The following is a 14243-nucleotide window of genomic DNA, read 5'->3' as shown; positions in this document are numbered from 1 at the left end:
CATGTCAGGCATGGCGGACAGGGTCGGCGCGGGGCTGGCGGTCAAGCGCATTTTCGAGGTCCTTTAACTGAAAGCGTTCGGCGAGCGCACGCAGCGTATCGATCTGCGCGCTGAGCGCGGGATAATCGGTTCGCGCGGCATCGAGTTGTTCCACGACGCCCTGCACATAGCCGACATCGAGATGCTCACGTATGCGCTCCAGCACCGGTTCGGGCAACGCGAGCCTGATCTCTTCCATCTCGCCCCTGTTCCTCATCTCCGCGCTCTCCGGCAGCGGCGCGGCGCCCACTTGCGGCAGCGCTACCGCGTCTGACGCAATCCATTCGAGCGACAGCAACTGCGCGAGCTTGTCGAGCAACAGGTTGACTCGCAAGGGTTTGGCCAGATAACCCGCGCAGCCGGTGGTGCTCGCTCGCTCGCGGTCGTCCGCAAAGGCGTTGGCCGACAGCAAGAGGATGGGGGCTGCGGATAGCTGGTTTTCGCCGATCAGGCGACTCGTCTCGTAGCCGTCCATGAGCGGCATGGAGATATCCATGATGATCGCGTCGGCCGTATGTGTGCCGAGCCATCGCAGCGCATCCGGACCGCTCGCGACCTCGTTGACCTCGAAGCCGAGCGGCGTGAGCAATTGCACGACGATGCCGCGCTGGTCCGCCAGATCGTCCACGACGAGAATCGTGCGACGCGGCCCGCGATAGCCGCAAATGCCGGCCAGTTCGGTATACACGTCCGGTGCGCTCTGCACCGCCGGCGCAAAGAGCTTCACGACGAAGCGGGTGCCTCGACCGAGTTCGCTGTCGACCTCGAGACTGCCACCGAGGGCATGCGTGAGCAAACGACAGATGGTCAGTCCCAGTCCCGCGCCATGATCGTCGGCGTGGGCGGCGTCGCCGCGCTCGAACGGCATGAAGAGGCGGCTCATTGCGTCAGGTGCAATGCCCGGTCCGGTATCGATCACTTCGAATTTCAGCGTGTCGAGCGCATGGCTCACGCGCAGCGTCACGGTCCCGGCAGACGTGAACCGAATCGCGTTGCCGATCAGGTTGGTGAGAATCTGTCCGAGATATTTCTGATCGCATCTCACCGTGGCCGGAAACCGCCCGACGGCCTGCACGTCGAACGCCAACGCCTTCTCCATCGCCAACGGACTCATCATCGACGACACGTGCGACACGAAGTCGGTAAGCGAGACCTTCGTGATGTTCAGTTGCAGCTTGCCCGCCTCGATGCGCGCCACATCGAGCAGTCCGTCGACAAGCGCGAGCAAATGCTCGCCGCTTCGGTGAATCGTGCGAACGGCGTTCAGACGCGTGGGCGTGAGTTCGTCTTTCGCCTGCATCAATAGCTGCGCGTAGCCGAGAATGCTGTTGAGCGGCGTGCGAAGTTCATGGCTGAGGCCCGAGACGTACCGACTCTTTGCCTGATTGGCGGACTCGGCGGCGGCCGTGGCGCGTTTTAACGCCTCGTCGGTCTTCTGGTGCGCGTCGATTTCCTGCATCAGCAGCTCGTTTTGTCGCTGCGATTCTTCCTCGGTCACGCGCCGGCTCTCACGCTCCAGCACGAACCACCACGCCGCGATGCAGCCGACGAGCGCCAGCGAAAAGAATATCTTCAGGAAGCTGCTCGCGATGACACTCACCTCTGCCTCGCTGATCGCGGCCACGCTCTGCGACCAGATCAGATACAGCACGCCCGCGAGCACCGCGAGGATCGTCAACACGAGGCTGGCATAACGAATGAGCCGCAACGCCGTGGGCCCCAGCCGCAGGCGCGGAAATACCCGGTGCAACGCTCGGTCGGCCTGCGCGGAGAATCGGGCGTGCGGCTTGCAGCGATCATGACAACGCGAGTCCAGCGAACAGCACAGCGAACAGATCGTGCCGCCGTACGCCGGACAATGTGCCGTATCTTCGGGCTCGAAGGTGTGCTCGCAGATCGCGCAACGTAGCGACCTGGCGTCGCCGTGCGATTGCGGTTTGCGCGCGAGGTAATACTTGCCGCGCGTGGCCACGGCGATCAGCGGCGCGCAAACGAACGCCACGCCGAACGCGAGAAACAGCGACATCGCCTCGCCAAGCTCGCCGAACACGCCCGTGCGTGCCGTCAGGGCGACAACGACGCCAAGCGCCATGGCGCCGATGCCCACGGGATTGACGTCGTAGAGATGCGCGCGCTTGAATTCGATGTGGCGCGGGCTATAGCCGAGCGGCTTGTTGATCACGAGATCCGCACACAAGGCGCCGACCCACGCGACCGCGACGTTCGCGTACAGCGAAAGCACCTTGCCGATGACTTCGAAGACACCGATCTCGACGAGCAGCAACGCGATCATCACGTTGAAGACGAGCCATACCACGCGGCCCGGATGACTGTGCGTGAGACGCGCGAAGAAATTCGACCACGCGAGCGACCCCGCGTAGGCGTTCGTCACATTGATCTTGAGCTGCGAGACGATGACGAACAACGTCATGGCCGGCAACGCCCAACTCGCCAGTCCCATCGGATCGAGCAGGATGTGATACGCGACGAGGTACATCTGCGTGGGCTGCGCGGCCTGTGCAACATCGACTTCGTTCTGGATGGCGACGAACGCGAGCAACGCGCCGCCGAGCATCTTCAGCGCACCGGGCACGATCCAGCCGGGTCCGGCAGACAACAGCGCCAGCCACCATCGCTTCCGGTTCTTCGCGGTGAGCGGCGGCAGGAACCGGAGATAGTCCACCTGTTCGCCGATCTGCACGATCAGCGCGAAGACGACCGTCGAAGCCTGTCCGAACGCAATCAGGCTGAACGCCCGGCCCTCGGGGGCGAATCCCGCGAAGGTGGTCCATTCGCGCACCATGCCGGGGTGGTGCCACAGCACAGCGGCGTAGGGCAGCACGAAGAGCACGATCCACAACGGCTGTGTCCAGCTTTGCAGACGATTGATGAGCGTGATGCCGAACATCACCAGTGGAATCACGACGAGCGAACTGATGACGTACGCGATCGCCAGCGACATGTGGAAATAGAGCTGTAGCGCGAGCGCCATGATGGCCGCTTCGAGCGCAAAGAACAGGAACGTGAAGATCGCGTAAAGGAACGACGTTACCGTCGAGCCGATGTAACCGAATCCTGCACCGCGTGTGAGCAGGTCCATGTCAACGCCGTAGCGCGCGGCGTAATAGCTGATTGGCAGGCTCGTGAGAAATATCAGGATCGAGACGACGGCGATGGCCCACACCGCGTTGGTAAAGCCATAGTTGATGACGAGGCTGCCGCCGATGGCCTCCAGCACGAGAAACGACACCCCACCGATGGCCGTGGTGGCGACGCGCCATTCCGACCACCGCCGAAACGAGCGCGGTGTGAAGCGCAGCGCATAGTCCTCGAGCGTTTCGTCGCCGACCCAGGCGTTGTAGTCGCGCCGCACCTTCACGATGCGCTGCGTGCTGTGCGCACGGACTGAATTTTGGTGCATCTCGGCCATGACGACGGGGGGGCGATCCGGATTGGTGCAAGAAACGTCGGGTTCCAAGGCCTAAGCAAATTACATTCCACCACCTGTGCCGGGGAATACGTCAATCGACGTATTTCGAGCGCCAAATTGGCTCCCTACATTGCGTCCAACCCCTTGAAACCAGCCCGTCGCGATTTCGCAAAGGGCCTATGACCAGGAGAACGTGATGTCCGCAGACGATCGATTCGATGATGAACGCATGGCTTCCCCGTTGCGCAGACGACTGCTCGGTGGCCTTGCCGCCGCGCCGCTCATGGCCCTCGGCCTGCCGCGCACCTCGTTCGCGCAGGTGCCGCCCACGGCCAAGGTGAATACGACCGGGCTGGCCGTCACGGACACCACCGTCACGGTCGGTCAGTTGCACTCGGCAACCGGCACGATGGCCATTTCGGAGACGGGCTCGATTCAGGCGGAGCGCCTGGCGATCGAACAGATCAACGCGATGGGCGGCGTGCTCGGACGCAAGATCAACATCATTCAGGAAGACGGCGCCTCCGACTGGCCGACGTACGCCGAAAAGTCGAAGAAGCTGCTGGAGAACGATCACGTCGCGGCCGTCTTCGGCTGCTGGACGTCCGCCTCTCGCAAAGCCGTGCTGCCTGTCTTCGAGAAGGACAACGGCCTGCTGTACTACCCGACGTTCTATGAAGGTCTGGAGCAGTCCAAGAACGTGTTCTACACCGGTCAGGAAGCCACGCAGCAGATTCTCTGGGCGCTCGACTGGGCATCGAACACGAAGAAGGCCAAGACGTTCTTCCTGATCGGCTCCGACTACATCTGGCCGCGCACGTCGAACAAGATCGCACGACGTCACATCGAGCAGCATCTGAACGCGAAGGTGGTGGGCGAAGAGTATTACCCGCTCGGCACCACCGAATTCAATTCGCTGATGAACAAGATCAAACTCGCGCGCCCCGACTGCATTTTCGCGACGGTGGTGGGCGGCTCGAACGTGGCGTTCTACAAGCAGCTCAAGGCCGCCGGCATCACGCCGCAGAAGCAGTTCCTGCTCACGCTCTCCGTCACGGAAGACGAAGTGCTCGGCATCGGCGGCGACAACTTCGCCGGCTTCTATTCCTCGATGAAGTACTTCCAGTCGCTGGAGAACGACAACAACAAGAAGTTCGTCTCGGCCTTCAAGGCGCGTTACGGCGCGAAATCAGTAATCGGCGACGTGACGCAGGCTGCTTACCTCGGGCCCTGGATCTGGAAGGCGGCGTGCGAGCGCGCGGGCAGTTTCGACGTGAACAAGGTCGTGGCCGCATCCAAGGACATCGAACTGGCCAATGCGCCGCAGGGCTACGCGAAGGTCGACGCCAACCATCACCTGTGGAGCCGTTCGCTGATCGGCCAGGGTCAGGCGGACGGCCAGTTCAAGGTCGTGGCGAGTTCGCCGGAACCGATCCATCCGGATCCGTTCCCGAAGGGCTACATGTAATCCCCCCTCAACCCCGTCAACCCGCACAGGCGCGACGCCCGCCAGGTCGTCGCGCGAGGAGCGTCAGATGTCCGCCAACGACATTTTCAATATCACGCTGATGCAGGGCTTCGCCGGACTCCGGCTGTTCAGCGTTCTGCTGCTCATGGGGCTCGGACTCGCCGTGATCTTCGGTCAGATGGGCGTCATCAACATGGCGCACGGTGAGTTCATGACGATCGGCGCGTACACCGTCTACATGTTCTCGTGGGTCACGCAGAATGTCTGGCCGGTGTTCACGCCGGTGTACTTCTTCTTTGCCATCGTGGCCGCCTTCGTACTCGCCTTCGCGGCGGGATGGCTCGCGGAGTGGGCGTTGATCCGGCACCTCTACCGACGCCCGCTCGACACGCTGCTCGCGACCTGGGGGCTGAGTCTGGGCATGCAGCAGGTGTTTCGCTCGACGTTCGGCCCCAAGGAGGTCAGCCCTGCGCTGCCCGACTGGCTGATGGGGTCGTGGGAGCCGACACCCGGGCTCGACATTCCCATCAGCGGCATGTTCGTGATGGCGCTCGCGCTCGTCATGACGGGCGGCTTGTTGCTGGCGCTGTACCGCTCGCGTTGGGGATTGCGTGTGCGGGCGACGGTGGCGAATCGGCCGATGGCCAATGCCGCGGGGATCAACACGCGCCGTACCGACCGCATGACGTTCGCCATCGGGTGCGGCATCGCCGGCGTTGCGGGGGCCGCCTTCACGGCAATCGGATCGACGGGACCGACCAGTGGTTCGCTCTACATCGTCGACTCGTTCCTCGTGGTGACGTTCGGCGGCGCGGCCAGCCTGCTCGGCACGGTGGCCTCGGCATTCGGCATTGCGCAAATGCAGTCGATCAGCGAGTTCTTCCTGTCTGGCTCCATCGCGCGCGTGCTCACGTTGCTGACCGTCGTGGTCATTCTCATGTTGCGTCCGCAAGGCTTGTTCGCCTCCAAGGTCCGACGCGCCTGACACATCTGACACGTCTAACGCGCGGTCCGCCGAAGCGCCGACCCCAGCCGATGACCGGCCATGGCGTTGCCGGTCATCTACCGAATTCTCTGCATGGAGAGATGTACATGGAACCCATCCAAACCGCGGCGGGCGGCGTCCCCCTCCGGACTGACGCGGGCGAGGCGCAGGAAGCGCGCGTCCCGCCCCGTGGCTGGCGCGCGCTCGCGGCACGCCTGGACGCATCGGGCTATGCGGGCATCGCGATCCTGGCGGTGCTGATCGTCGTCGTGTTTCCGATCGCACTCGACGCCTTTCGCCTGAATCTCATGGGCAAGTACCTCACGTACGCGTTCGTCGCCATCGGGCTGGTGATCGCCTGGGGTTACGGGGGCGTGCTGAGCCTCGGGCAGGGGGTCTTCTTCGGCCTCGGCGGCTACGCCATGGCGATGTTCCTCAAGCTAGAAGCCTCGAGTGCGGCGGCCACGAGCACACAGACGACGCCCGGCATCCCGGACTTCATGGACTGGAACCAGCTCACGGCGCTGCCGGACTGGTGGAAGCCGTTTCACTCTCTGCCCGTATCGATTCTCGCAGTGGTCGTCGTGCCAACGGCGCTCGCCTTCGTGATCGGGTATGCGATGTTCAAGCGGCGTGTCGGCGGAGTGTACTTCGCGATCATCACGCAAGCCGTCGCGCTGATTCTGTCGGTGTTGATCATCGGTCAGCAGGGCTATACCGGTGGGGTGAACGGCATCACCGACCTGCGCACGCTGCTCGGCTGGGACATTCGCACGGACCACGCGAAGCTCATTCTCTACTTCGTGAACGCCGCGCTGCTCATCGTCGCACTGCTGCTGTGCCGCTGGGTACAGCGCGGCAAGCTGGGCACGCTGCTGCTGGCCATGCGCGACAAGGAAGACCGTGTGCGCTTCTCGGGCTACGACGTGTCGATGTTCAAGGTGTTCTCGTTTTGCATCGCGGCTGCGCTTGCCGCCGTGGGGGGCGCGATGTTCACGCTCCAGGTCGGATTCATGTCGCCGTCGTTCGTCGGCATCGTGCCCTCCATCGAGATGGTGATTTACGCGGCGGTCGGCGGGCGGATGTCACTGGTCGGGGCAGTGTACGGCGCAATCCTCGTCAATCTCGGCAAAAGCTGGTTTTCCGAGAGTTTCCCGAATCTGTGGCTTTACCTGATGGCGGCGATGTTCATCGGTGTGGTGATGGCTTTCCCCAATGGTCTGGCAGGACTTTACGAGGCGCACGTGCGCCCGCGCATTCGCCGGTTCCTCGGCGTCGAGAACAAGGGAGCGTGACGCATGAGCAACACCGACTTTCTTCTGGCCATTGAAGACCTTAGCGTGTCGTTCGACGGGTTCAAGGCCATCGATTCGCTCAATCTGTATCTGGAGCGCGGCGAGCTGCGCGTTGTCATCGGCCCGAACGGTGCGGGCAAGACGACCCTGCTCGATCTCATCTGCGGCAAGACGCGGGAAACGGCGGGCAGCATCAAGTTTCGTAACGAGGAGATCACGAAGCTGGCCGAGTTCCGTCGCGTGCACAAGGGCATTGGACGCAAATTTCAGACACCTTCGATTTACGAAAACCTGAGCGTCGCGCAGAACCTGGAAGTCTCGTTTCCACGCGGACGTGGCGTATTGGGCGCGCTTTTTTACCGCACGGATACCGAGGTCGCAGACCGTGTGCGCACGGTCGCCGACGAGATCGGACTGTCGGCGTCGCTCGACCTGGAAGCCGGTCTGCTTTCGCACGGACAGAAGCAGTGGCTGGAAATTGGTATGCTTCTTATGCAGGATCCCGAACTTTTGATGCTGGATGAGCCGATTGCCGGCATGAGCGTGCGAGAGCGCGAGCTGACGGCAGAGTTGCTCGACCGAATCTGTCGCAACCGATCGATGATCGTGATCGAGCACGACATGGCGTTCGTCGAGCGTATCGCGCACAAAGTCACCGTGATGCATCAGGGAAAGATTCTCGCTGAAGGCCCCATGGCCAAGGTGCAATCCGACCCGCGCGTCATCGATGTTTATCTCGGTCACTGATCGGAGGACACATCATGTTGGAAGTCGATGATCTTGTCGTCAGCTATGGTCAGAGCGAGGTGCTGCACGGCATCGGCTTTTCCGTGGCCAGCGGCGAAAGCGTTGCGGTGATGGGCCGCAACGGCATGGGTAAAACGACGCTGTTCAAATCGCTGATCGGCATGCTGCCTTCCAATCGCGGCACGGTGCGTGTGGGCGGCGTCGATGTCTCCAAGGCGGAGAGTTACCGACGTGTGGCCAGCGGCATCGGTTATGTGCCTCAGGGCCGTCAGATTTTCGCCTCGCTCACTGTCGAAGAGAACATTCAGACAGGTCTCGAAAACGCGAAAAGCCAGTCCGTTCCCGACGATCTCTACGCGCTGTTCCCCGTGCTTTTCGATATGCGCCGCCGCAAGGGCGGCAATCTCTCCGGCGGACAGCAACAACAACTCGCCATTGCGCGCGCGCTCGCAGCCGATCCCAAGGTGCTGTTGCTCGACGAGCCGACCGAGGGCATTCAGCCGTCGGTCATCAAGGACATCGCCCGCGCGCTCAACCAGATTCGCGCGACGCGCAACATCGCCATCGTGGTGTCGGAACAGGTGTTGAGCTTCGCGATGGATGTTGCGGACCGATTGTTCGTGATCGAGGGCGGGCGCTTCGTTCATCAAAGCACGCGCGAGGCCGGCGACGGCGACCGTATCCGCGAATACCTCTCTGTGTAATCCGGCGCCAGGTGGCGTCATTTCGATCGCCGGTGTGTGTCGCATCGGCACTTCAAACCAGGAGCGAGTGCAATGGCCGAAACTCTCATCAAGGTCGACCTGAACCAATCCGCCTACGAAAACGAGCAGGTGCACAACCGTTGGCACCCGGACATTCCGATGGCGTGCTGGGTCAATCCCGGCGACGACTTCATTCTCGAGACGTACGACTGGACCGGCGGTTTCATCAAGAACGACGACAGTGCCGACGACGTGCGCGACATCGATCTGTCCATCGTTCACTTTCTGTCGGGACCGGTTGGCGTGCATGGCGCCGAACCGGGCGACCTGCTGGTCGTCGACCTGCTCGACATCGGCGCGAAGGCGGACAGTCAGTGGGGCTTTAACGGCTTTTTCTCGAAGACGAATGGCGGCGGGTTCCTGACCGATCACTTTCCGCACGCACAGAAGTCGATCTGGGATTTCCACGGCCTCTACACGAGTTCGCGCCACATCCCGGGGGTGAATTTTGCGGGACTGATTCACCCGGGGCTGATCGGTTGCCTGCCCGATCCGAAGTTACTGCAGACGTGGAACGAGCGCGAAGTCGGTCTCATCGCGACGGCGCCCGATCGCGTGCCGCCGCTGGCCAATCCGCCGTTTGCCGCGACGGCGCACATGGGCAAGCTCACGGGCGACGCGCGCAACAAGGCAGCGGCAGAGGGCGCACGGACGGTGCCGCCGCGCGAGCATGGCGGCAACTGCGACATCAAGGATCTGTCGCGTGGCTCGAAGGTGTTCTTTCCGGTGTATGTCGACGGCGCGGGCCTTTCCGTGGGCGATCTGCACTTCAGTCAGGGCGACGGCGAAATCACGTTCTGCGGCGCAATCGAAATGGCGGGCTGGGTGCACATGCGCGTGAACGTCATCAAGGGCGGCATGGCGAAGTACGGTATTCGCAATCCCGTCTTCCAGCCGAGCCCGATCACGCCGGCATACAACGACTACCTCATTTTCGAAGGCATCTCGGTCGACGAGCAGGGCGGCCAGCACTATCTGGATGTGACGGTGGCTTACCGTCAGGCCTGCCTGAACGCCATCGAGTACCTGAAGAAGTTCGGTTACTCGGGCGCACAGGCGTATTCGTTGCTCGGGTGTGCGCCGGTGCAGGGGCATATCAGCGGCGTCGTCGACATTCCGAACGCGTGTGCCACGTTGTGGCTGCCGACACAGATCTTCGACTTCGACATTCGTCCGAATGCCGACGGGCCGATTCGTCATGTGACGGGCGGCGTCGACATGCCGTGTTCGCCCGATCTGGTGAAGGGCTGATGTGTCGCGCGTAGCCAGCGTGGCAGGGCATTACCGCAGACGACTCTCGCAAACAAGATAAGACATAAGGAGGCAGACATGCCGATTTACGACTTCGAATGTGCGACGTGTGGACCGTTCGCTGTCATGCGACGCATGGCCGAGCGCGACACGCCGTGCCATTGCCCGGATTGCGGTCGTGAGGGCTCGCGCCTGATCACAGCGCCGTCGCTGGCGTTGATGGGGAGTGCGAGTCGCACGGCGCACGCGACGAACGAGCGGGCTGCGCACGCGCCGCGTCATTCCGGCGACGGCCCTTCGGGGCGTCACCGGCCGGGATGCAGTTGCTGCTCGGGCGGCAAGGTGTCGCTGGCGGGGGTGTCGGGCGGAACGGGTGCGGCAAGTGGTGCAAGTGGTGCAAGTGGGCTGAAGCGTCCGGCGGGACGGCCGTGGATGATCAGTCATTGATGCGTTGATGCGATTCGCTGCGGCCCGGGGGACCGGGCCGTGCGAACGGAATGGTGAGACTTGAGGGAGAAGAGATCCATGCGACATGGGGATATTTCGAGCAGCCGCGACGGCGTAGGCGTTGCGGTCGTCAACTACAAGATGCCGCGACTGCATACGAAGGCCGAGGTATTGGAGAATGCGCGCAAGATTGCCGACATGGTGGTCGGCATGAAGCAGGGTTTGCCCGGCATGGACCTCGTGATTTTTCCCGAGTACTCCACGCACGGCATCATGTACGACCGGCAGGAGATGTTCGATACGGCGGCGACGGTGCCGGGCGAGGAGACTGACATCTTCTCGGCGGCGTGTCGCAAGGCGAACGTCTGGGGTGTTTTTTCGCTTACGGGCGAGCGACACGAGGACCATCCGAACAAGGTGCCGTACAACACGTTGGTGCTGATCGACAATCGCGGCGAGATCGTGCAGAAGTACCGCAAGATCATGCCGTGGACACCGATCGAAGGGTGGTACCCCGGCGACCGGACGTATGTGACGGAAGGACCGAAGGGGCTGAAGATCAGTCTGATCATCTGCGACGACGGCAACTATCCCGAAATCTGGCGCGACTGCACGATGAACGGCGCCGAGTTGGTGGTGCGATGTCAGGGGTATATGTACCCGGCGAAGGATCAGCAGGTGCTGGTCGCGAAGGCGATGGCGTGGATGAACAATACGTATGTGGCCGTGGCGAACGCCACCGGGTGGGACGGCGTGTATTCCTACTTTGGCGACTCGGCCATCGTGGGCTTCGACGGCCGGACGCTGGGCGAGTGCGGCGAAGAAGAGATGGGCGTGCAATACGCGGAGCTGTCCGTGAGCGCCATTCGCGACGCCCGCAAGAACATGCAGTCGCAGAACCATCTGTACAAGCTGCTCCACCGTGGCTACACGGGGACGATCAACTCGGGCGAAAGCGTGAACGGCGTGGCGGACTGTCCGTTCGGGTTTTATCGCGATTGGGTGACGGACCCCGAAGGCACACAACGCAAGGTCGAAGCCATCACGCGCTCGACACCCGGCACGCAGGAATGCCCGATTGACGGGATTCCTTTTGAGGGGAGGTGAGGGGGGTGGTGAGTAGCGCTTTACGGCTCTGATGGATATGAAAAGCCCCGGAAAACTTTCGATTTCCGGGGCTTTTTGGGTGCGGGGGATTTGGCTAGCGTCCTGCCAAATTGTCGGGTGACACGAATAGTGAAATCAGCTCCGTTGATACGCAACTGATTTTTCAATAAGGGTGGCACCGCCTTGCAATATGGTGGAGCGGCCCCACGTATCTGAGGACACGAGGACTCTCTTAAAATAAGGGATAGTCTTGTGCCTATCAGTAAGCCTAGTCATTACGTGGAAAGCATCGAAATTCTGACCGAGCCGGAGCGCCGTCGTCGGCGCACGGCGCAGGAAAAAATCGCCATCGTGCAGGAAACATTGGAGCCGGGAGCGTCGGTGTCGGCCGTTGCACGTCGGCACGGCGTCAATGCCAACCAGGTGTTCGGCTGGCGCAAGCAATACCAGGAAGGCAGTCTGGCGGCGGTGAAGGCGGGTGAAACCGTTGTACCGGCATCTGAGCTAGCCGCCGCCATCAAGGAAATCAAGGAGTTGCAACGGCTACTCGGGAAGAAGACGTTGGAGGTCGAAATCCTGAAAGAAGCCGTGGAATGGGGCCGGTCAAAAAACCTGATTGCGCGCTCGCCCTTGCTGCCGGGGGACGACCGATGAAGACGGTCTGCGAAGTTCTCGGCGTGGCGCGCTCTGCCGTGGCGGTCAAGCGAGCTCGCTCGTCCGACTGGCGCGATGGTCGCCGTGCCCGCGTGACCAACGATGCCGGGCTGGTCGAGGAGATTCAGGCCCATGTGGCGCACCTTCCTACCTATGGCTACCGGCGTGTCTGGGCGCTGCTGCGCCGCAGTCGGGAGCAGAGCGGTGCGCCGTGCATCAACGTCAAGCGCGTGTATCGGGTCATGCGGGAGCATCAGTTGCTGCTGCGCCGCCCCGGCGTGCGGCAAGACAAGCGGCGGCATGACGGTCGCGTTGCCGTGGAGCGCAGCAACACCCGCTGGTGCTCCGATGGCTTCGAGTTCCGGTGCGACGATGGTACGCCGCTGCGCGTGACGTTTGCGTTGGACTGCTGCGACCGCGAGGCGATTAGCTGGGCCGCAACGACCGGCGGGCATAGCGGTGATGTGGTGCGAGACGTGATGCTGGCCGCCGTCGAACAGCGCTTCGGCACCACGCAGGCCGCGCACCCCATCGAATGGCTGACGGACAACGGCTCGGCCTACATCGACTACCGCACGCGCAGCTTCGCTCGCGAACTGGGTCTTGAGCCGCTGACCACGCCGGTCCGTTCGCCGCAGAGCAATGGCATGGCCGAATCGTTCGTGAAGACCATGAAGCACGATTACGTCGCCTATATGGACAAGCCTGACGCACCAACAGCGCTCTCGCGTCTGGCAATCGCGTTTGAACACTACAATGAGCGCCACCCGCACAAAGCCTTGAAATACCGCTCGCCTCGCGAGTTCAGGCGTAATGCGGTGTCATCAACCTAACAGTGTCCGCCTGTCCTGAGTTACAGGGGCAACTCCATATGGTGCCATCAATCTTGAAAAGACCCTACATCCGTGCCACAAAAATTGAAAACTGCTTCACCTCGATACAGCCGGTCTCCCCGGCACATCCATCATCGATTAAGCAGCAACTCGGCCAAGTTGTCGAGTTCGACTTTGCGCGCAGTCCAATCCGGTAACGCACGCTCAAGAAGGTGATAGAAGCGCTCACTGTGATTGTGCTCCTTGAGATGACACAACTCATGGGTCACCACATACTCAATGCATGCCCTCGGCGCCTTCACCAGATGAGGGTTGAGCAGCACCTCGCCTCCGGGTGAGCAGCTGCCCCACTGGGTTCGCATCGTCAGCAATCGCCATGGCGGTACGGCTCGGCGCAGGCCCACGTACGGTGCCACGTCTGCGATGACACGAGCAAAGACGTCCCATGCCCGCTCCCGATACCAGGATTCGAGAAGCCGGCGCACGGTTGCCGCGTCGCGCTTTGAAGTCGTGATCTCCAAGCGCCCGCGCCATAGTCGCACCCTGGAGGTCTCGCCTTTGGCGAGCTGCACTTTCAGCATGTGACGCCGGCCAAGGTAGAAGTGGGTCTCTCCACTGACGTATTCCCTCGGCAGAACATGCAGCTTCCGCTCGCGCTGGGCCTGCAGCTGTTGCCATACCCAGCCAGCCCTCTGGCGAACTGCTCCCTTAACCTCCGGCAAAGTGGCCCCTTCTGGGGCATCCACTTGCACCGCGCCGTCCGGCATCACGTGGATCGCCACGCGTCTTTGTGGGCGAGGGAGAAAGCGAACCGAGAATCGGATGCGCTCGTCGCCATAGGCGACGGAATACTGGGCCACCTCAGTGTCCCCCTCGCGCCAGCCCCACCCGCGTGACCTGAATCACCTCCTCGATCGCCTCTTTGGCCTTATCCAGCCCCATCAAGCCAAAGAGCTTGGGCAGTAGCGCCTTGCGGATAACCGCCTCGATGTTCTGTGGGTTCAGCGAATGCTCTGCCACGGCCTGCCGCACCACGTCGTCGATGTCCTGGGCTTGCTGGACCAGCGCAGTCTGGTCGGCCTGCTCAAAGGCCTCATCGCCCAGCACCATGCGGCAGATGCCGAAGTAGGCGCGTGCGTGCTTGTTGTCTCCCAGCCCTTCAGGCATGCCGCTGACTTCACGCGCCTCGACCTGTGTCAACATCGGTTTAGAAGTGACCCATT

General features: G+C 62.2%; 12 protein-coding genes. 9 read left to right on the top strand and 3 right to left on the bottom strand.

All coding sequences use genetic code 11. The features are described from left to right. Positions 1–4: 4 nt before the first annotated feature. Complete coding sequence (locus UC34_RS00165; RefSeq protein WP_044453189.1) at positions 5–3469, bottom strand: hybrid sensor histidine kinase/response regulator; 3465 nt, start codon at positions 3467–3469, stop codon at positions 5–7. A 196-nt stretch (positions 3470–3665) separates the two neighbouring features. Here UC34_RS00165 and urtA point away from each other — a divergent pair, with 196 nt between their 5' ends. The 9 genes from urtA (at position 3666) to UC34_RS00115 (ending at position 13020) form a co-directional block, all read left to right on the top strand. After that, positions 3666–4937, top strand: coding sequence for an urea ABC transporter substrate-binding protein (gene urtA / locus UC34_RS00160; RefSeq protein WP_044453188.1), 1272 nt, complete (start codon positions 3666–3668; stop codon positions 4935–4937). Positions 4938–5004: 67 nt separating this feature from the next. Further along, the gene (gene urtB, locus UC34_RS00155) at positions 5005–5922 is read left to right on the top strand and encodes an urea ABC transporter permease subunit UrtB (RefSeq protein ID WP_044453187.1); all 918 of its coding nucleotides are present in this window, start codon (positions 5005–5007) and stop codon (positions 5920–5922) included. Between the two features lie 107 nt (positions 5923–6029). Beyond that, complete coding sequence (gene urtC, locus UC34_RS00150) at positions 6030–7217, top strand: urea ABC transporter permease subunit UrtC (protein ID WP_044453186.1); 1188 nt, start codon at positions 6030–6032, stop codon at positions 7215–7217. Between the two features lie 3 nt (positions 7218–7220). After that, positions 7221–7964, top strand: a complete 744-nt coding sequence (gene urtD, locus UC34_RS00145) for an urea ABC transporter ATP-binding protein UrtD (protein ID WP_044453185.1) — start codon at positions 7221–7223, stop codon at positions 7962–7964. Positions 7965–7978: 14 nt separating this feature from the next. Continuing rightward, positions 7979–8668 (top strand): urea ABC transporter ATP-binding subunit UrtE, encoded by a 690-nt coding sequence (urtE, locus tag UC34_RS00140; RefSeq protein WP_044453184.1) that lies wholly within the window; start codon positions 7979–7981, stop codon positions 8666–8668. A gap of 72 nt (positions 8669–8740) precedes the next feature. Continuing rightward, positions 8741–9979: a formamidase gene (gene fmdA / locus UC34_RS00135; protein WP_044453183.1), complete on the top strand. Its 1239-nt coding sequence runs from the start codon at positions 8741–8743 to the stop codon at positions 9977–9979. 78 nt (positions 9980–10057) lie between these two features. Next, on the top strand, positions 10058–10426 hold the full coding sequence (locus UC34_RS00130; RefSeq protein ID WP_044453182.1) for an FmdB family zinc ribbon protein: 369 nt from the start codon (positions 10058–10060) through the stop codon (positions 10424–10426). A 78-nt stretch (positions 10427–10504) separates the two neighbouring features. Continuing rightward, entirely contained in the window at positions 10505–11533 is a 1029-nt protein-coding gene (locus UC34_RS00125; RefSeq protein ID WP_044453181.1) for an aliphatic amidase, read from the top strand. 288 nt (positions 11534–11821) lie between these two features. Next, positions 11822–13020 (top strand): IS3 family transposase gene (locus UC34_RS00115; RefSeq protein ID WP_167370682.1). Its coding sequence is split into 2 segments (ribosomal slippage): positions 11822–12137 and positions 12137–13020, totalling 1200 coding nucleotides; the frame shifts between segments, so codons are not numbered across the junction. Positions 13021–13151: 131 nt separating this feature from the next. Here UC34_RS00115 and UC34_RS00110 read toward each other — a convergent pair. Together UC34_RS00110 and UC34_RS00105 are read right to left on the bottom strand one after the other, a co-directional pair. Then, on the bottom strand, positions 13152–13880 hold the full coding sequence (locus tag UC34_RS00110) for a M48 family metallopeptidase (protein ID WP_044453179.1): 729 nt from the start codon (positions 13878–13880) through the stop codon (positions 13152–13154). 1 nt (position 13881) lies between these two features. Further along, on the bottom strand, positions 13882–14223 hold the full coding sequence (locus UC34_RS00105; RefSeq protein ID WP_044453178.1) for a hypothetical protein: 342 nt from the start codon (positions 14221–14223) through the stop codon (positions 13882–13884). Positions 14224–14243: the final 20 nt, after the last annotated feature.

This window comes from Pandoraea vervacti (genome assembly GCF_000934605.2).
GTDB classification, from domain to species: domain Bacteria; phylum Pseudomonadota; class Gammaproteobacteria; order Burkholderiales; family Burkholderiaceae; genus Pandoraea; species Pandoraea vervacti.
Note: the sequence above shows the minus strand (reverse complement) of the source record. Positions and strands in the feature narration are given on the sequence as shown.

What these genes read in the sequence shown, in the direction of transcription:
- urtE (WP_044453184.1), top strand. Translation starts at nt 7,979, where the DNA reads ATGTTGGAAGTCGATGATCTTGTCGTCAGCTATGGTCAGAGCGAGGTG.
- urtC (WP_044453186.1), top strand. Translation starts at nt 6,030, where the DNA reads ATGGAACCCATCCAAACCGCGGCGGGCGGCGTCCCCCTCCGGACTGAC.
- UC34_RS00105 (WP_044453178.1), bottom strand. Translation starts at nt 14,223, where the DNA reads ATGTTGACACAGGTCGAGGCGCGTGAAGTCAGCGGCATGCCTGAAGGG.
- fmdA (WP_044453183.1), top strand. Translation starts at nt 8,741, where the DNA reads ATGGCCGAAACTCTCATCAAGGTCGACCTGAACCAATCCGCCTACGAA.
- urtA (WP_044453188.1), top strand. Translation starts at nt 3,666, where the DNA reads ATGTCCGCAGACGATCGATTCGATGATGAACGCATGGCTTCCCCGTTG.
- UC34_RS00165 (WP_044453189.1), bottom strand. Translation starts at nt 3,469, where the DNA reads ATGGCCGAGATGCACCAAAATTCAGTCCGTGCGCACAGCACGCAGCGC.
- urtD (WP_044453185.1), top strand. Translation starts at nt 7,221, where the DNA reads ATGAGCAACACCGACTTTCTTCTGGCCATTGAAGACCTTAGCGTGTCG.
- UC34_RS00130 (WP_044453182.1), top strand. Translation starts at nt 10,058, where the DNA reads ATGCCGATTTACGACTTCGAATGTGCGACGTGTGGACCGTTCGCTGTC.
- urtB (WP_044453187.1), top strand. Translation starts at nt 5,005, where the DNA reads ATGTCCGCCAACGACATTTTCAATATCACGCTGATGCAGGGCTTCGCC.
- UC34_RS00125 (WP_044453181.1), top strand. Translation starts at nt 10,505, where the DNA reads ATGCGACATGGGGATATTTCGAGCAGCCGCGACGGCGTAGGCGTTGCG.